At 47.0% G+C, this 18,945-nt stretch carries 15 protein-coding genes; 2 read left to right on the top strand and 13 right to left on the bottom strand.

All coding sequences use genetic code 11. From position 1 onward, the window contains the following. Positions 1-127: 127 nt before the first annotated feature. From ACTOY7_RS17785 to ACTOY7_RS17800, 4 genes are read right to left on the bottom strand one after another with little or no spacing between them, the layout of a single operon-like run. The gene (locus ACTOY7_RS17785; protein ID WP_160282034.1) at positions 128-868 is read right to left on the bottom strand and encodes an amidohydrolase family protein; all 741 of its coding nucleotides are present in this window, start codon (positions 866-868) and stop codon (positions 128-130) included. A 39-nt stretch (positions 869-907) separates the two neighbouring features. Further along, positions 908-2,584 carry a dihydroxy-acid dehydratase gene (ilvD, locus tag ACTOY7_RS17790; RefSeq protein ID WP_160282033.1) on the bottom strand — a complete coding sequence of 559 codons (1,677 nt, stop codon included), beginning with the start codon at positions 2,582-2,584 and terminating at the stop codon, positions 908-910. Next, positions 2,565-5,204 (bottom strand): family 78 glycoside hydrolase catalytic domain, encoded by a 2,640-nt coding sequence (locus ACTOY7_RS17795; RefSeq protein WP_160282032.1) that lies wholly within the window; start codon positions 5,202-5,204, stop codon positions 2,565-2,567. The genes ilvD and ACTOY7_RS17795 overlap by 20 nt, the downstream gene beginning before the upstream one ends. A 2-nt stretch (positions 5,205-5,206) precedes the next feature. Continuing rightward, complete coding sequence (locus ACTOY7_RS17800; protein WP_160282031.1) at positions 5,207-6,250, bottom strand: zinc-binding dehydrogenase; 1,044 nt, start codon at positions 6,248-6,250, stop codon at positions 5,207-5,209. A 373-nt stretch (positions 6,251-6,623) separates the two neighbouring features. Here ACTOY7_RS17800 and ACTOY7_RS17805 point away from each other — a divergent pair, with 373 nt between their 5' ends. Further along, on the top strand, positions 6,624-7,676 hold the full coding sequence (locus tag ACTOY7_RS17805) for a Gfo/Idh/MocA family protein (RefSeq protein ID WP_482671758.1): 1,053 nt from the start codon (positions 6,624-6,626) through the stop codon (positions 7,674-7,676). A gap of 77 nt (positions 7,677-7,753) precedes the next feature. Here ACTOY7_RS17805 and ACTOY7_RS17810 read toward each other — a convergent pair whose 3' ends face one another. The 8 genes from ACTOY7_RS17810 to ACTOY7_RS17845 form a co-directional block, all read right to left on the bottom strand. Continuing rightward, the gene (locus ACTOY7_RS17810) at positions 7,754-8,785 is read right to left on the bottom strand and encodes a LacI family DNA-binding transcriptional regulator (protein WP_482671759.1); all 1,032 of its coding nucleotides are present in this window, start codon (positions 8,783-8,785) and stop codon (positions 7,754-7,756) included. A 33-nt stretch (positions 8,786-8,818) separates the two neighbouring features. Then, positions 8,819-9,214, bottom strand: coding sequence for a putative toxin-antitoxin system toxin component, PIN family (locus ACTOY7_RS17815; protein WP_160282028.1), 396 nt, complete (start codon positions 9,212-9,214; stop codon positions 8,819-8,821). After that, a complete protein-coding gene (locus ACTOY7_RS17820; RefSeq protein WP_482672725.1) occupies positions 9,211-9,483 on the bottom strand; it encodes a hypothetical protein in 273 nt (90 codons plus the stop codon). Before ACTOY7_RS17820 ends, ACTOY7_RS17815 begins: the two co-directional genes overlap by 4 nt. Positions 9,484-9,655: 172 nt before the next feature. Continuing rightward, positions 9,656-10,978 carry an alpha-L-fucosidase gene (locus ACTOY7_RS17825; protein WP_482672169.1) on the bottom strand — a complete coding sequence of 441 codons (1,323 nt, stop codon included), beginning with the start codon at positions 10,976-10,978 and terminating at the stop codon, positions 9,656-9,658. 149 nt (positions 10,979-11,127) lie between these two features. Beyond that, positions 11,128-12,609: an alpha-L-fucosidase gene (locus ACTOY7_RS17830; protein ID WP_482671967.1), complete on the bottom strand. Its 1,482-nt coding sequence runs from the start codon at positions 12,607-12,609 to the stop codon at positions 11,128-11,130. Positions 12,610-12,640: 31 nt separating this feature from the next. Continuing rightward, a complete protein-coding gene (locus tag ACTOY7_RS17835; protein ID WP_160282024.1) occupies positions 12,641-13,480 on the bottom strand; it encodes a carbohydrate ABC transporter permease in 840 nt (279 codons plus the stop codon). 28 nt (positions 13,481-13,508) lie between these two features. Next, positions 13,509-14,408, bottom strand: a complete 900-nt coding sequence (locus ACTOY7_RS17840) for a carbohydrate ABC transporter permease (protein ID WP_016297120.1) — start codon at positions 14,406-14,408, stop codon at positions 13,509-13,511. A gap of 157 nt (positions 14,409-14,565) precedes the next feature. Next, on the bottom strand, positions 14,566-15,969 hold the full coding sequence (locus ACTOY7_RS17845; RefSeq protein ID WP_482671400.1) for an ABC transporter substrate-binding protein: 1,404 nt from the start codon (positions 15,967-15,969) through the stop codon (positions 14,566-14,568). A gap of 366 nt (positions 15,970-16,335) precedes the next feature. On the opposite strand from ACTOY7_RS17845, the gene ACTOY7_RS17850 reads away from it, so the two are divergent. Next, complete coding sequence (locus ACTOY7_RS17850; RefSeq protein ID WP_300884802.1) at positions 16,336-17,373, top strand: LacI family DNA-binding transcriptional regulator; 1,038 nt, start codon at positions 16,336-16,338, stop codon at positions 17,371-17,373. Positions 17,374-17,461: 88 nt separating this feature from the next. Here the strand turns inward: ACTOY7_RS17850 and ACTOY7_RS17855 are convergent, their stop codons facing one another. Then, positions 17,462-18,706 (bottom strand): alpha-L-fucosidase, encoded by a 1,245-nt coding sequence (locus tag ACTOY7_RS17855; RefSeq protein ID WP_482671399.1) that lies wholly within the window; start codon positions 18,704-18,706, stop codon positions 17,462-17,464. Between the last annotated feature and the right edge of the window lie 239 nt (positions 18,707-18,945).

The raw sequence follows: 18,945 nt of genomic DNA on the forward strand, positions 1-18,945 counted from the left end.
AATACTTTTTCTCAAGTCTGCCAAATCGTCAGGCTCAATGTTTATGCCCAAAATCAAAATACATCGTTCTATTTTTATGTTTTGAGAAAGCAATAACATAAACTTTTCTTTCCGGGGACAACAGCCATTATATACCAAATACTTCACAGGCCGTTTTTCCAAGTACCCAGTCCAGCTCATGGGCAGGAATTACTGACTCATATTTTTTTAGTTCAACCGGAACATTATTCACATGATCCGAGGAAAAAAGCATTCTTCTTGCCCCAACCTTTCTATATATCTCGCCTGTATCAAAAATCCCTGTCCAGCTTGGCTCCAGGTATACATTGGGACAGACCTCCGCCACATAAACTGCCTGATGTGTAAACATTCCCATACCTGCATGCGCAAGCACGATCTTTAGCTTGGGAAATGTTTTTGCAGCTTTTAAAACTTTCATCGGATCCGAAAATGGAATGCCGGATCCTGTGTGTACCATCATAGGAACACCCAGTTCATCTGCCACTGAAAACGCAAACATACCGTCTTTTGATTCCGGATTGACCGCATGTCCGATCGGGGTGATCTTTAATCCTACAAATCCCAGTTCCTTTATGCAGCGGTATGCTTCTCTCCGGTACTCTTCTTCTGTGAAATGCGGATAGATTGACGCCATCCCCCACAGTTTCATGCTTTTACATTCACAAAATGCAGCGATCCTGTCATGAATCTCCTGATTCGCTCTAAGCGAAAATCTGGGAAGCGATGGCTGTACGATTGCTCCGTCAACTGGTGTTTTTCGGTATCCCCTCAGAAGATCTTCTTCCGAAATGTGGTGGTCAAATACACAGTCGTCACCCAAATGTGCATGCACATCAATAATATTCATCTATTTTCTCCTCGTATAATAAGTTTGCAGCCAGTACTTTTACTGTTCCCTCACAGGAATGACTGCTCCGTGGGATGCGGATAAAACATTTTTTGCATACTGGTAGAGGCAGCCCTGTACCGCGCGCTGATATGTGTTCTTTCTGCGGCGCCGCTCCTCAAAATCTACAGACGCTTCAATAGATCCATTCTTTATATCTACAATGATCTCATCTCCATTCTCCAGATAAGCAATAGGACCATCATCTGCCGCTTCCGGACAGATATGTCCTGCAAAGCAGCCATTGTTAGAACCGGAAAACCGTCCGTCTGTGATCACACATACCTGGCTTCCCAAATCCATTCCCACCAAAAGCTTCATCGCCTTATACATCTCCGGCATGCCTGGTCCCCCCTTCGGACCTTCATTCCGGATCACGATCACATCTCCCGGCATCGCCTGTCCTTTGCGGATTCCCGCAAGGGCTTCCTCTTCCCCTTCAAATATTTTTGCTTTTCCTCTGAAATACAGTGCTTTTTCCGGGATTGCGGAGGGCTTTGTTACAGCTCCGTCCGGCGCCAGATTCCCCCGCAGGATTCCGATTCCGGCACGTTGATGCACCGGGGCATCCAGATGATGTATGATCTCTGGTCTGTTGTTTGTGACTCCTTCCAGATTTTCTGCCAGTGTCCTTGCAGTGCAGGTCATTTCCTGTGTATACAACCGGCTTTCGATCTCTTTCATCAAAACAGGGAGCCCTCCCGCCTCATAAAAATCTAAAAGTGTATATCCGCCCGACGGGATCAGCGGCACAAGATGCGGCACCTCGCTGCCGGCCTCTCCAAACTCAAAAATATCCAGGTCAATCCCTCCTTCATATGCGACCGCAAGCAGGTGGAGCACCGCATTTGTAGAACCTCCGATTGCAGAATTGACACGGATCGCGTTGATCAGAGCCTGTCTGGTTACAATGTCTCTCGGACGGATATTTTTCCGTATCAGTTCCATCAAGGCTCTGCCGCTATCATATGCGGCAGACAATCTTTTGCTATAGACCGCGGGTATCGCTGAGGTTCCCGGCAGCATCATTCCCATGGCTTCCGCAAGGCATCCCATCGTATTGGCCGTACCTAGCATTGCGCAGGAGCCAATGGATGGCACCGCATGATTTTCCAGCCATGTAAATTCTTCTTCACTGATCTGTCCGGCTTTCAGCGCCCCTTCCGATTCCTGAATGATCGAATGGTCAATATAAGTCCCCCCATATGGATTATTTTTCGTCATATGTCCCGGAAGACTCGGACCTCCGTTTACGACGATCGAAGGAAGATTGATTCTCATAGCCGCCATAAGCATGCCTGGTATGATCTTATCACAGCTTCCGAGCAAAACCATGCCGTCCAGCCGATGGGCCCAAAGCATGGCTTCAATATCGTTTGCGATCATTTCCCTGGCCGGCAGGATATAACGCATCCCTTCATGCCCCATAGCAATCCCGTCGCATGCACCGATCGTTCCGAACTCAACAGGAGTACCTCCTCCCGCCTGGATTCCTTCCTTTACCCGTTTAGATAACTGCTCCAGTATCATGTGTCCGGGGCAGACCGTATTGTAAGAGTTTACCACCGCAATAAGAGGCTTATGAAGCTCCTCGTCCGAATATCCGCATGCTTTATATAAAGCCCTCACATTTGCCCATTCCGGCCCTGACAGTATATCACCGCTCCTGGTTTTCATATCTGCCTCCTTCTTTTTTTGCCATGCAGAACCGGTAGCTGCCGGAACCAATCCTAACACAGGCCCCTTTTTTTCCGGTTTCTGATATGCATTGCCCATCCAATTCGTACTCACTGGGACAGTCCCATAAAATCGGAATCACTACTTCTGCCGTCATGTTGAACGGAATGGATACATACAGATGGAAGTCCACATCTGATCTCTCCCAATCTACGGTTACTGTACCATACATTGTCTCAGCCTTTGCGGATACGAACCGCAGGTCTCCGATCGGCCTGGGGGCGATCAGCATACGTTTTCCTGCTGCTTCGAGAGGCCGGATCCCAGCCAGCTTCTCATAAAAGCACCCGCTGATACTGCCGAACATGGGCTGGTTATGGCAGGATGCCACCTGATAAAATCCATATTCAGGTTCCCAGTATTCCCACAGCGTAGTCGCGCCTTTTGATAACAGGTATCCATAGCTTGGATAGGTAACGCTTGTAATCATACGGTAAGCCGTATCCCCATAATCCGTGTCGATCAGAGTTTCAAAAAGACAGGGGGTTCCGAAAATACCGGTATCCAGATTTCCATTGCAGTCCTTTTCTATGTGGCCTGCAAGAAATCCTGCTGTCTTTTCAATCTCTTCATCATGCACAGCCCCCATCTGATATGCAAAGGCTTCCGTCCCCTGGGCGCCGATACTGTAGCAGCCATTCTCTTCTTCATAAAATTCCCTGCGGAATGCTTCGATCGTATCTTTCTCGATTTTTCTGTATGCTACGGCATCTTCCGTCTTTTCAAGGACTTCCGCGATCTTTGCCATCAGGCCAGCCCCGTATGCATAAATATACGTATTTACAAATCTCGGCGGGATCAGGATCTCTCCCGGCGTAGACCATTCTCCCAGACAGCCTTTATCTGCTCCCTCCCCTTCCAGGATCCCATCCTCAAGCCCTGTTTTCAAAAATTCCATCCAGCGTTTCATATTTCCAAAGTGGCTCTCCAGTACCCTTTTATCTCCATAGTACCAATAACAGAGCCAGGAGATCACAATATAGGCACTGCCCCATGCCGGTCCGCCGCCGCCATCCTGGCAGGGCACCGTATGAGGGATAAATCCGCTGTTTTCATCCTGTGCATCAGCAAAATCGTCCATCCATGCAGCGTAGAAGCGTTCCATTTCAAAATTATATATACATGCTTTTGCCGTAATCCATGCGTCTCCGCCATAGCCCTGCCGTTCCCGGTGGGGAGAATCCAGCGGCATCCCGCAGTGCATCCCTCCTGATAATGACCAGAGGCCTGCATGTTGGATCTGATTGATTACCGCATTGGAGCAGGTAAATGTACCTGTCTGCCTGACACCGCTTCGGACGACCACTGCGGTCAGATCCGCTTTTCCAAGTGAACCGGGAAATCCCTGTATTTCCACATATCGAAATCCATGCCATGTAAAAGCTGGTTCATACACTTCTGTTTTTTCCCCGCATAAAATATAAATATCCTTCTGCTGGTTCCATCCGCTTCCTGTACTGTAATAATTTACTTTCCCGTCCGGCCATAGCTCCTCACCAAAACGCATCTGTATTTTTTGTCCTGTGTTTCCGGATACTTTCAGCCGTACCCACCCGGTGATGTTTTGTCCGAAATCCACGACATACATACCGGACTGAAGCTGTGTTATGGTTTTCGGCAGAAGCTCCTGAACAGCAGAATCAGACGGAGCTTTCTGCTCCTTTAGCCTGCCGCCCGGCGCCTCTGCCTCTCTGGCATTTTTCCAACCCACTTCTATAAAATCAGCTGTATTCCATCCGGGCATCTTCAGCCGCGCGTCAAATATCTCTCCGAAATAAATATTGTTGTAAACCCATGGCCCTGTATGCCAGTGCATATCTGTGTCACTGACTATATAATCTATAGTATCATTTTGATAGCGAAGTTCAATCTGCAGCAGCATTTTGGGATATCCGTACCATAGCATTTTTTCATTAAGCTTATCCTTCTGATTATACCATCCATTACCTAAGATGATGCCTGCCGCATTTTTTCCTTCTGTAATATATTCTGTGATATCATACGTGTGATAGTATATGTGCTTTTTGAAATCTGATCGATTCGGAGTCAGAAGCTGCTTTCCGCATCTTTTACCATTGATATACAATTCATAATATCCCAGGCCGCATATATATGCACGGGCGGATTCCGGTTTTTCATCCGTCTGCCATATTTTGCGGAAATGCGGGGCACTGACTTCGTCTTCTGCCGCGATCCAGATTCCTTTCCAATCTCTGGCCTCCAGGAGTCCCATTTCAAAAAATGCAGCTTCACTCCAAGGTGAGGCACAGCCTTCTTCATCCCATATCCGTACCTTCCAATAGATCCTCTCCCGGGAAGTCAGCATGGGTCCTCCATAAGTAATTCCTACGGATTCCGATGTTTCTGTCTTTCCACTGTCCCAACAAATTTCTTCCATGGATGGGGTATGTCCCGCCAGAATCTGATATGCAGTCTGTCTTCTGTTTCTTCCGCCTCCTGTCATTTTCCATGAAAAGCGCGGCTCCACGCTTTCTATCCCGATTGGATTCTCTCTGTATTCACAGGTAAGAGCAACAGGAGGGTATTGTATTTGCTTCATTTTTATTTACCAGACCTTTCTTTTTTCTTTTCGTTGAGTGCAGAGTCGCTCCAGTGCAGAACGACTCCCATAGCCTGCGAGCGGTCCTTTAACAGCATCTGATACATATCGGGAGCCTGTTCAAAGGATGCGTGATGGCTGATCAAATTAGAAATATCGATCTGCCTGTTGTGTATCATTTTAAAAAAGACCTCACTGTTTCTCGCACAGGTCCATGGATTGTCATAAGTCGCAACCGGAGCCTGTGCCGATGTATGTGCTCCGATGATCTGGATGCTTCCCGCATTGCAAAAATCGTGAAAATCAAACCATGTCTTTTTTTTCGGGGAACTCAACATACAAAGCTTCCCCTGCTGATGCAGCACCTCAAATTCATAAGGAATCAGATCCGCATTTCCAGTAGTCTCAAATACGATATCTGCAAGCTGTCCATATGTAACCCGTCGCACCTTCTCCAACACAGATTGAATTTTTGAGCAGACCGGAATCACAGCAGGTGAGTCCGGAAGAAATCCAAGTCTTGTTTCCGCCACGTCAGCCACAACGATCTCCGTACATCCTCCCGCAAGCAGAAAACGCACAAGGAGCTGTCCGATAATTCCCGCCCCATATACAACGACCCTGCTACCCAGTTCAACCCTTGTCCTCCTTATCCCATTGAGCCCCACTTCAGCCACTGCAAAAAAAGCAGCCTCTTCCGGCGGAATCTCATAATGGATTTCCCTTAGTTCCCTTTCTGGAGCAGCGACGTACTGAGCGTGATGACTAAAGCTTGCTACACGTCTTCCGATCCATTCTGTAGATACGCCTTCCCCGACAGCCTCTACCGTACCTGCTACGGAATAACCGCTTGTCATTGGATAATGGATATAGGAAGACCATTTGGAATTTTCCGGACATTCCCCTTTTAAGAATGTCATCTCTGTTCCTGTACTGATCAGGGAACACTCACTCCGTATCACCACTTCGCCTTTTTTTGGTTCCGGATACCCTGTATCTTGAAGTATGACCTTCTCTGCGGCCGGAAATATCACTGACTGATTCATATTTTCCACCTGCTTTCCTCATTCAATTTTTTTACAACCGTCCAAAGCAACAGACATCCTGGGGACGATTGTTTTGAATACTATATTCTTTTTTAATTATAATAACGTTCTCATGTCTCTGCTCTCAATATTTTTACCAAATCATTGCTTATTTTTACTAAATTTTCTTGCCCAATCCGTCTTTTTCACACAATATTAAACAATATTTTTTTCGCATCAGTTTTAAAAATAGTAAAAATAGTCAGAACAAAAGTAAAATTATTAAATTTTTATTTCACTTTTCCCATCTATAATCTATACTATCAAAAACAGAATGTGAAGTATTGTTGAAAGACAATACAAAGGTTGTTCACCAAAAAGGAGGTTTTTTATCATGAATGGAAATACGTTTCAGATTGCTGTTGTGGGAATGGGAGGCATGGGAAACTGGCACAGAGAATTAATTGCGGATGTGGAAAATATGGAGATCTGCGGAAGCTTTGATATTCGTGAAGAACGTCAGAAATTTGCAGAAAAACATCATATCAGGCCATATCCCAGTTTTGATGATCTGCTTGCAGATCAAAATGTCGATATTGTTTTATGCGCGGCCCCAAATGATGTACATAAGGATATCGTGATACGTGCATTAAAAGCCGGAAAACATGCCATCTGCGAAAAACCTGCTGCAATAAGCTCTGGGGACTTTAAGGAAATGATGCATACGGCCAAAGAAGCCGGCAGGCTCCTGGTAGTACATCAAAACCGCAGATGGGACGAAGATTATCTGACTGCCAAAAAAATATATGAAGAAAATATGCTGGGGAATATTTTCCGTATCGAGTCTCGTGTGCATGGCTCTAGAGGAATTCCGGGCGACTGGAGGCAGGAGCCGGAGCACGGCGGCGGCATGCTCCTAGATTGGGGTGTCCATATTCTGGACCAGGCATTGCAGATGGTTCCTGAAAAGGTAAAAAAAGTCTACGCCACCTTTACACATGTGACCAACGAACTGGTGGATGATGGCTTCACCTGCAGTCTGACCTTTGAAAACGGGCTGATCTATATGCTGGAGGTCGGTACAAGTAACTTCATTAACCTTCCACGCTGGTATATACAGGGAATCAACGGTTCGGCAGTAATTCGGGACTGGGATCTGTCCGGGGAGCTTGTGAAGATTACAGACTGGACAAAAAATGATGCCATTCCAATCAAAACAGCTGCTGGGCTGACAAAAACAATGGCGCCGCGTACAGAAGAAACTATCAAAACCGAATCGCTCCCTGTCGTACATTCGGATGTACATGATTATTATAGAAATGTTATGAATACCATTTCTGGAAAAGAAAAAATCCTCGTTAAAAACGAGGAGGTGCTTCGTGTTCTCCGACTGATGGAAGTGATCAGGGAATCTGCCGAAACCGGGCAAGCTGTCGGGTTTGAATAACATCTGATGACGGTATCCTTTTCAGGCAGGGGGGCGGTATTTCATTGATACGATCCCCCCTGACCGGAATCTGATGGTTATTCAAAAATGTCATCACCTTCCCCTCTGGTATATGTTTTCACAGAATCCCTGTAAATGCACTTTGTTTTCAAGCGGATCTTTTTCGGAAAATCCGAATAGTCGCCCTGAATCCGCCGATACAGCAGGTCACAGGCGGCATTTGCCATTTCCTCCAGCGGCTGGCGGATCGTAGTCAGCTTGGGCCGGACCATAACGGACAGTTCAAAATCATCAAATGACACGACCGACAGTGCTTCCGGCACCCGGATATCCAGATTGTGCACCGCCGCCATCGCCCCCAGGCACATGTCGTAATTGCTGACAAATACTGCCGAAGGCTTTTCCTCCAGTTCCCACAGTTTCATGATCCCTTTGTAACCGGATTGATATGTGAAATCACCTGGTATCAGATAGTCCTGCCTGACCGGATACCCATAATCCTCCAGCACACGGAAATATCCCCGCAGGCGTTCCCGGGCTGTCAGCTTATGCTCCGGCCCTTTGATAATGGCGATCCGATGATGTCCGGACTCGATCAGATGCTCCACGATCTGATAAGCGCCGCCGCAGCAGTCAACCTGCACGCAGTCTGTCCGCATCTCTCCGCTGTTCTCTTCCACGACCAATACCGGGATATTCTGCTCCACTGCCCTTTTCAGGCAATCCCCTCCGGCTGCGATGGGCGAAGAAATGATCCCGTCCACGCCCCGCTCCAGCAGATATTCCAAATAGTCCTCTATCTGAACTCCGTTTTCCTCATGTGTCGCAAAGATCACGGAATACCCCAGCTCCCGGAATCGCTTTTCGATCCCGCTGACGATCGCCGCCGTATGGGGAGAATTTACCCGGCCCGTTACCAGCCCGATCATATAGGTTTTCGAAGTCCTCAGCCCCCTGGCCGAACGATTCGGGGAATACCCGAGCTTCTGCACTGCCGCCTCAATCAGAACCCGGTTCTCATGGCGTACGGTTCCGCCGTTCATATATTTAGAAATTGTAGAGATCGCAAGATTCGTCTCTCGCGCCACATCCTTGATCGTCACAGCCATATGCTCTTCCCCCCTTTCATTTCTTTTTGCGCTTCAGCGCATTTCAAGATATTCCAACATCATCGATGGAGAATATACGATCGGCCTTTCTAAATCAGCTTCCAAAAAATCCTTATCCCCGGATAAAATAATATCCATTTCATGATACAATGCATCACTCAGCACTGGGATATCTTTTCTGTCCCGTAATTCACCCAGCCTTTCTTCTGTACTTTTACAAAATCGGATATCTAACTGCCTGTATAGATCATATACCCTTTCAGCTTTAGCAGGCCATTTTTCTTTTAGTTTCTCCTGAAACTCCTGATCGATATACTCGGAAACATATAGTTCATGCTCTGATTCAAACAACATATTGAGCAATTTTCCTGCCCTCCCGCCAAATACCAAAGCTGATATAAGCACATTTGTATCAAGCATTATCTTCATAAATTCATCCGTTCCCTTCTAAATGCTGCCATATCCTCAATCATGCTTTCTTCCGAATCCCATCCTTTATCTTCCACAAACATTTTTTGAATTTCCGCAAGAGTATTTTTACTTTCCTCAACCTTTTTTTTCTTACGTGAGGATGCCAAATATTCTATAAAGCTGATTGCAGTTCTATAATCTTCTTCCTCTAAATGATTCAGCATATCACTGATCACTGCGCTTGTAGGTGCCATAATGATTCCTCCTTCAGACAGTTTTAAAAACATTTACCACAACCACTGATAACAGTATATCTGCTTTTTCGCTGAAAATCAATGCAATATCACACAATCACACAATACAGAAAGCCTGCCACTGGCAGCCTTTCTGCATACGATGGTATGAAAAAGCTGCCCTCCACATTACTGTGAATGACAGCTTTTTCTAATTGATCTTATATCATCCTTCTGATGTCAGTCCCACCGCGTACATGTCAGCCTGATAATTCTTGACCGTAACACGCAGTCCTTCCTGCGCGGGCTCTGTTTCGATCTGTACCAGCGGATCCATCGCCTTTAAGCTTCCCGTAAAGCCCGGAATACAGAACGTATTGCTCCCTTCCTTCAATCCGTCCGCAAATACATAGAGTACATGATCTTTTCTTGTATAGTGCAGTTCCAGGCCGTCACAGCGCATTTCTGATTCTCTCTCGCTGCAGCGGGTTCCATAGATTCCTTCTCCGTTGACCGCAAGCCAGCTTCCCAGGATCTCCAATCTCCTGATCTGCTCTGCCGGGATTGTCCCGTCTGCTTTTGGGCCAATGTTCAGAAGCAGGTTTCCGTTATTGGCAACCGTAGAGATCAGCAGATGGATCAGCTTTGGTACGGGCAAAAGCTCATCGTCCCCTTCGATCTCATTATATCCAAAGGATAAGCCCATTCCTCTGCACATTTCCCATTTCTGGCTTCTGTCCATCTTGCCTGCCTGATATTCCTTTGTCAGGAAATCATAGTACCTTCCGTTGAAACGGTCATTGACCACGCCCTCCGGCACCTTGTTATAATAATGCGCGAACAGATAAGGCATTGCCTCCTCATTCTGCTTCGGCCACCCGATATCATTCCAGAACACGCTCGGCTCATAGGTATCGATCAGCTCCATCATCTGGTTGTAGGAATAGTCCGCATACGCATAGGTGGGGCTTGCCGTTCCAAAAAGGTCGTCATCCTCAAAGATCGGATCATTGGCATACTGCCAGTCGATCAGTCCCGAATAATATAATCCCATCCGCAGCCCCGCGTTTCTGACAGCCTTTGTCAGTTCTCCGGTAATGTCCTTTTTGGGCCCCATTTTCACAGAGTTGAACTCCGTATACCGGCTTGGGAAAAGGCAGAATCCGTCATGATGCTTGGTCGTCAGGACAACATACTGCGCGCCCGCTTTTTTGAAAACCTCTGCCCACTGCCCCGGGTCCCAGCTTTCCGCTTTCCACATAGGGATAAAATCCTCGTACTTGAAATCCGCTCCATAGTTCCGCACATGATGCTCATATCCCGGTCCCCGTCCTACATTGACAGAATTATAATACCACTCCGCATAAGGGTTGTTGCAGAACCAGTCTGCAGCTTCCGCGGCTCCCAACTCCCACGTATGCGGCGCATAAGCGGGAACAGAGTAGATCCCCCAGTGGATAAAAATGCCAAACTTTGCGTCATCGTACCACTTCGGTACCGTGTGCGTCTGGACAGAAGCCCATGTTCCTGTATAATGTTTCGCTGCCATATCAAACCTCTTTTCTATTCATTCTATTCCAGCTGCGCAGTTGGATGCTCCAACAGCCGCAGCCTCACGGCCGGATTCTATTTTGTTCGGGGCAAAAATCCCCACCGCGTCTGCCGCAGAATCTACCCGCATGCCCCGAACCGTTTCCATCAGTCAATCGTAAGTTTCAGTACCACCGGCATACGGCCCGAATCCAGCTTGATCCCGCAGGAAATATCCAGCGTTTCATTTCTGTGAAATTCCGGATGGTGGTCCGTTCCAAGTATCTGGATATCCCGGATCGTTGATTTTAAATATCTATAGTCATTGCCAAGAGACCGGATCGATATCTCGCCATCCTCGGGCCACCGCATCACAACCGCATAAATGTGGTCTGCCTTGCTTGTAAAACGGATATCCTGGGAAGTATAGTCCTTACTGTATGTATCTGTAAAATGGCCTTCCGGAACATCCGTAGGACCTTCCCCGAATACTTTCCAATACTTTGTTCCATAGATCGCTTCTCCATTGACTTTCAGCCATTTTCCTACTTCCTTAAGAATATGGGCATCCTCCTCCGGGATCGTGCCGTCCGGTTTCGGGCCTATGTTCAGGAGCAGCGCGCCGTTTTTGCTGACCACATCCACCAGGTCCAGAACAATATCCGAAGGATCCTTGTAGTCATTCCCGACCGTGTATCCCCAGGAATTTTTCGCCACAGAGGTATCGTCCTGCCAGAAGTCCGGCGTAATGTGATCCAACTGTCCTCTTTCCAGATCATTGACCGCGCTTCCAAATACATATGCGTCAAACTTCGCGTCAATCGCGGCTTCCGCTCCCCACTGCTCTGCCAGGTTATAGTAAAAAGCAGCGAATTTCCGCAGATAGGGCTTCCATGCATACTGCTGGATCCACCAGTCAAAGAACAGAAGCTTCGGCTGATATCTCTCAACCAGCTCACAAGTCCGGACAAGCCAGTCCTGCATAAATTCTTCCGAAGGCGGATTATCATAAATGCTGTTCATGTCACGAGTAATCCCCATAGCCGGACCATACAGGCCGTCAGCCTCCCCCTGGTTCACATCGGATTCCGGGATCTGCCTGCCTCCGTTGAAGAACCAGTAATGCTCCGCACGGTGGGAAGACGCTCCGAACACGATGCCGGCTTTCTCTGCTTCCGTTTTTAGTTCTTCCAGTATATTTCGTTTCGGTCCCATCTTCGCCGCATTCCACTCGGAATACTCGCTGTCATACATCTGGAAGCCGTCATGGTGCTCCGCAACCGGAACTACAAACTTTGCTCCTGCTTCCTCAAAAAGCTCCGTCCATTCCTTCGGATCAAATTTTTCCGCCTGAAACATAGGGATAAAATCTTTATATCCGAATTGATCCAGAGAGCCGTAAGTCTCCACATGATGGAGATTCTCTTTGGAACCTTTGATATACATATTTCTCGGATACCATTCATTTCCAAATGCCGGCACGCTGTATACGCCCCAATGAATGAAAATACCGAACTTTCCTTTCTGATACCATTTCGGCACCGGATGCTCGCAGAGCGAATCCCAGGTGTCCGTATATGGCCCCTGTACGATCACATCTTCAATATGCTGTAAATATTCTTTTTTATTCATCTCAACCTCACTGTTCATCTATAAAACTATCCGTAATATTCCTTCTGGATCAGCCTTTGACTGCGCCGGCAAGGATTCCTGATTCTACCTTTTCATGGAGTACAAGGTAGATGATCAGCATCGGGATCATGGACATGATCACAAACGCAAACTGCGGACCGTAGCTTGTAGTAAAGTTGCTCGTAAAATTGAGCATTGCTCTGGATACCGTATATTTGCTGCTGTCAGATATCAGGATCAAAGAGAAGATCAGTTCACTGTATCCATAAATAAATACCAGGATCGCCTCCGTCGCAAGAATCGGCTTGCAGATCGGCACCAGAATATTTACCAGAAGCCTCAAGTCACCGCAGCCGTCAATTTTAGCCGCTTCATCCAGTTCTCTGGACAGCCCTCTGATATACCCTGTAAACAAAAAGATTGCCTGTGACAAGTTAAACGCCACATAAATAATGATCAGGAATACATAGCTGTTCCTTGCCCCTAATGTACTTGATATCTTGGATATGGATACCAGTGTCGTATGAACCGGAACCATCACTCCTGCCATAAAGAGAAAATAAATACCTTTCAGATATGTATAAGGTTTTCTGGCCAGTACATAGGCGGCAGGAAGCGCAACCACAACCGTCAAAATCAGCGTCGCTATCGCGACAAAAAGAGAATTACCTATGGAGCGGATCGCATCCGCCGTCCGCATCGCTTCAGGATAGTTGCTGAATTTCCAGGTCTCCGGCAGCGAAAACATACCTAAAAGCAGATCTTCATTTGTTTTAAATGAAGAAAGCAACGTAATGATCAGCGGGAGGAACGTAGCCGCAGCCATAAAGATCGCCACCAGATACAAAATTCCTGCTCCCAGTTTATTCAAGCTCTTCTTTTTACTCATGTATGTCTCCTTTCTCTGTAAAATCCGCTTACAGATCTTTGTCCTGTTTAAAAATTACATTATTCAGAAAAACAGATAACACAAGTCCCAGCACCAGAAGAATGATACCGATCGCACTGCTCCGGCCCATCAGCTTATACTGGAAGCCCTGTGTGTAAAGAAGAACCGCGGGAGTCGCGCTGGAATCCATAGGACCTCCATTCGTCATTGCCCATACGATATCAAATGCCTTCAGACATCCGGTCACGCAGAGCACGGAGAATACCATGAACATATTTTTACAAAGAGGCACAATAATATAAATAATCTTTTTCAGGCCGGTACAGCCGTCAAGCAGCGCCGCGTCATGCACGTCTTCCGGTATCGCAACAATTCCCGCGGCAAAGATCAGCATGTTATAGCCGGCATACATCCACTCATTGACCAGAACCACGCACCAGATATTGACCGTCGGAGTCGCCAGCCAGTTGATAACCGCGCTCTCAAGTCCGATCGCTCTTAAAAACTGAGCAAAAATGCCGAAATCCGCATTGAGCATAAAGGTCCACATCAAACCTACCGCTGTCGTACCTAACATGACAGGCATCAGGTAAGACGCTTTGAAAAATTTCGTAAATTTAATCTTTGATGTAACGAGAAGCGCCATTCCAAAGGCAATCGGCATCAGGACCACAAATCCTCCGATCATGAAATAGAGCGCATTCAGCATACTGTTCCAGAACTTCTCACTTGTAAACACTTTTATGTAGTTGTCAAGCCCTACCCATGTCACCGGAGCTGTCGCGACGCCGTTCCAGTCATTCAGAGATAACCAGAATGTATTGATCACCGGATAAATTACAAAAATCACCGTGATCGCAACGCCGGGCAGGACGAAAAGCATGGATTTGAAAAAGGCTTTTCGATATTTACTTGATGTAAAAAACATACAGTCCACCTCCTGAACTGAATACGTGGACATTGTAAAGCACTTCCCTTTTACAATGCCCACGTATCTAAGAAGCTGTTTTATCATTTATCTACGAGACCGACGCACCTGAACGGCGCGGCGCCTGATCCGCAGAACTGTATCTGACGATCCGATCTTATTCATATTGAGCGATCGTATCCACAACGGTTTTTCCGACCTTTTCCGCGTCATCGCCCATCGCGATGCCCTGGAGCGCCTGACGGACTGTATTGATCATATGTGTCGCGCTGTCGTAGTTCTCGATATCGCCGCGTACTTCCGCTGTCTCTGCTATGATCGCTGAAGCTTCCTGACTCAGATAGTTGCCTCCCTCTGATTCAACATTTACGCAGACCGGAGTCGGATATCCTTTTACAAATTCCTTCACAACTTCCTCGCTTGTCATATACTTCAGGAATAATACAGAAGCTGCCACTTCATCCGCATCGCCGGTATCTACTACATAGTAAGCTTCATTTCCGCCGCCCATGTCATGCAGCTTAAATTCTTCATTTACATAAGGCATACGGAGCGCATGGATCTTTTCATTATCGAAAAGCTCCAGTCCTGTATGATCCTCTGCGCAGAACCAGGTTCCCATGAACAAGAACGCTGCCTTTCCTGTGTTGAAAAGCGCTCTTTCCTGTCCGTCGTCGTTTCCAAGCAGGTTTGTTCCAAGATAGCCTTTATCGCTGGCATCAATGATCATCTGATAGATTTCTTTCTGCTCGTCGCCGTCATAAGCCACTTCACGGCTTCCAAGCTTCTCTGCCATATCGCATCCGAATGTTTTATAATTCAGCGCGGAATGCAGATGTCCGAAACGGTAGTCATCTTTTTCACCCATATCAAACGGCTGTACTCCATTCGCCTTCAGAGTCTCGCATGCCGCCATCAGGTCATCCCAGCTCTCGATGCTCTGCGGATCGATGTCATTTTCACTCAGAATGTCTTCATTATAGAACAACATGACCTGATATGCCGTAAATGGCACGCCGTAAATCCCGTCCATCCCGTAAGAACTGTAGTCTGTCAGGCTTTCGCCCAGAGAGTTGAAGCTTTCCCCCCACTCCGGATACTGCTTATAGTATGGATCCATCTTTACGATCAGATTGGACTTCACATACTCTGCAGTTCTGGAACCGCCGTATTCTACAAGAACATTCGGCATGGAGGATGGATCGGACATCAGCACGGATTCTGAGTTCAGCCATTCAGACTCTGTCGGAATATTGATCTGCTCTACCGTGATCCCCGGATATTTCTCCATAAAGCCTTCTACGATCGCCTGATACAGAGGACCGGAAACATCGCTCACGTCCCATCTGGTATGGATCGTGATGTTTACATCCTTATACTCCCTGTTCTCCACATCATAGTCTGTTCCTTCTCCCGCGTCTGACTCTGCTGCTGTATCCCCCGCGCCAGAATCTGTGCTCCCCCCATTGTCAGAAGATGAAGAATTGCCGTTGCCGCATCCTGCCAGTGCCGTTGCAAGCATCGCTGCCGTCAAAAGAAGTCCCACTAATTTCTTTTTCAAAATAAATCCCTCCATTTTTCTTTCAATTTTTAAAGTTATTAGTGCATAATAGTTTACATCTGCAGAAGTAAAACGTTTCGTTTTGTACGTTTATTATAGCCTTCTCACAAAAAAATGTCAATAACGCTGTGCATATTAATTAATTTTGGTATGATTGCACAAGATGCAGCAATCGTTTTTGTCAAAAAACAACAAAAATCGTTTCACTTTTGTTTTCTGTTGAGCATTTCTTCTTCTCATGATAATATAATTGTATAATAATACTCATAGTCGATGAAATTTGGCGTTCCGTATAACGCCTTCACCACTTTGAAGCTTTGCTGCCATCATACAGTCCTGATCCGGTATGACAGAACGGAGGAGCACATGAAAGTCACGATTAAAGATATTTCCAGAGAAACCGGCCTCTCCCTGGCTACCATTTCCAAATATCTTAACAACAAAAAAATCCAGGAAAAGAACCGTCTCCGCATTGAAGAGGCTATCGCCCACCTGAATTACAAGCCGAACCGCACCGCCCAGGTCCTGCGTTCCAGACGCACCATGACTGTAGCGATCCTTGTTTCCGATCTGGGGAACTATTTCTGGGGGACCATCATCAGCGCTGTGTCTCAGTTTTTTGTAAATTATAACTATACGGTCATCACCTGTTCCTATTCCCATGACACACAGATCGAGCGGGAGCTTCTGCAGGATCTGATCATCCGTAAGATCGACGGGGTGATCATCCTGCTTGCCAATCTGCTGGATGACCGATACCGCCTTCTGCAGGCGGAAAATATCCCTGTCGTAGCTCTGGACCAGAATCCTGTCGCAATAGGCCATCCGCCTGTGGACTGTGTGGTATCAGACAACTATAACGGCGGCGCTCTGCTGGCCCGGTACCTGCTGAAAAAAGGGCATCAAAGAGTCCATATCCTGGATCCGGCCTATGATTCCAGTCCTGTGGCCGAACGAATCCAGGGTTTCCGGGATGTATATGAAAAAGCAGGGATCCACTCCATTACTTACCCGGAATCCATCCGATTCTCAACAAACCAGGATGCCATCAATGAAGGGAAAAGGCACTTCCGGCAGCTGATGGAAAGCAAAGAATCTCCCACCGCAATCTTTTTCACCAATTATTTAAGCGCCCTTGGGGGCCTGATGGAGGCCAGCACCTCCGGCTGCTCCATCCCCGGAGATGTCTCTGTAGTCACCTTTGACGACGATCCTCTGTTCCGCAGTATGTATCCGCCCATCACCTCCCTGGCGCAGAATCTGTCTTTGATCGGAGAAACTGCTTCGCGCATCCTGTACAGGAGAATGCAGGGAGATTATTCTGATTTTCCGCTGACCAGATGTGTAGACGTATGCTTTTATGAAAGGCAGTCCGTCAGAGACCTGACGCTGGATGTGAAGTAGATACAAAAGACCTGCCGCCGGCAGCTTTTCTGCATACGATGGTGTACAAAAAGGGGGGCTTTCCGCCCCCCTTTTTATATCTCCTATTTTATCCTATGATTGGTTCAAAAATCGGCTCTTCCTCTTCCATTTCCAGACAGACGCTGAAATATTTCCTGTCAAAATAGTCTTCCGGAAGCTCTACATCAATGGCGCTGTTGCCCTCGCAGGTCGTCGATGTCTTAAATTCCAGCTCACGCTTGTCTGCTACCAGGTAAGCCCCCGTGATCTTATTTGCAATGTTGATGAGCTCCACCCTTCTTCTCGGCTTGAATACATGAACATAAAGCTTATGGTCTTTTCTGGTCAGCATGCCCCAGTCCAGTTCATAAGCATAGATCCCTACCCGCTTTGTCCCGAAAATGGCTTCTTCATTTTCATTCACATATTTCCCAACCTCATCCAGGATGCGGATGCTTTCATCCGGCACATGTCCGGAAGCCTCCGGCCCGATATTAAGCAGGTAATTCCCTCCCCGGCTGTTGATCTTGACCAGAAGGCGGATGATCTCTTCCGGATCCTTCCAGTTGTGGTCGTCCTTGTTAAAGCCCCAAGTGTCATTCAGCGTCGCCGGAACCTCCCAGTCACCTTCATACGGAAGACGGGGGATAAAATTGTCTCCGGTGGTCATATATTCGCCCAGCTCATTTCCGATCCGCCCGCTGACAATGCAGTTCGACTGGAGGCTCTTTACCAGATCCACCATCTCCTGGCTTTCTTCCTTTGTTGTCCCCATGGGGGTATCGAACCAGATCAGGGCGACGTCCCCATACTCGGTCAGAAGTTCCCGAAGCTGCGGGAAGCATTTCCGTTCCAGGTATGCGCGGTAATTCTTCTTGGAATTGTCCTTTCTGTGTATATACCCGTCCGGATCGTGCCAGTCCTGCGCCTGAGAATAATAGAATCCCAGCTTCATGTCATACTTGTCGCAGGCTTCCCTGAACTGTCTCACGATGTCCCTGCCGTAGGGGGTCGCTTTTACCACGTTATAATCGCTGCACTTGGAATCCCACATCGCAAAGCCTTCATGATGCTTTGAAGTAAAGACGATATACTTCATGCCCCATTCTTTGGCCTTGCGGACGATCATCTCCGCGTCAAATTCAACCGGGTTAAATTGAGAAGCTAATTTTTCATACTCTTCCACAGGGATATCCAGGTCATTCATGATCCACTCTGCAATACGGTCGGTCTTCCTTCCATTATACTCGCCAGCCAGAAGCGCATACAGCCCCCAGTGGATGAACAGACCGAATTTGGCATCCTTAAACCATTGCTGCTTTGTGTCTTTCATCTTTTTGCTCTCCTTTTTCTTTTTTCACGAAACGTTTTACCTTTTTAATGTGATTTCATTATTTCATATAACCATCAAAAAGTCAATCAACTTTTAAAAACGAAACGTTTTTCTATTGCTTTCCGGAGTCATATCGTATAAACTGATTCATGCAGACATGAAATACATTCTAACTGTACAGTTAGAATACATTCAGAGCAGCGGATCGAAAGGGTCGGCGAATGTGCCGCCGGTTCGGC

The organism is Schaedlerella sp., from assembly GCF_056796775.1.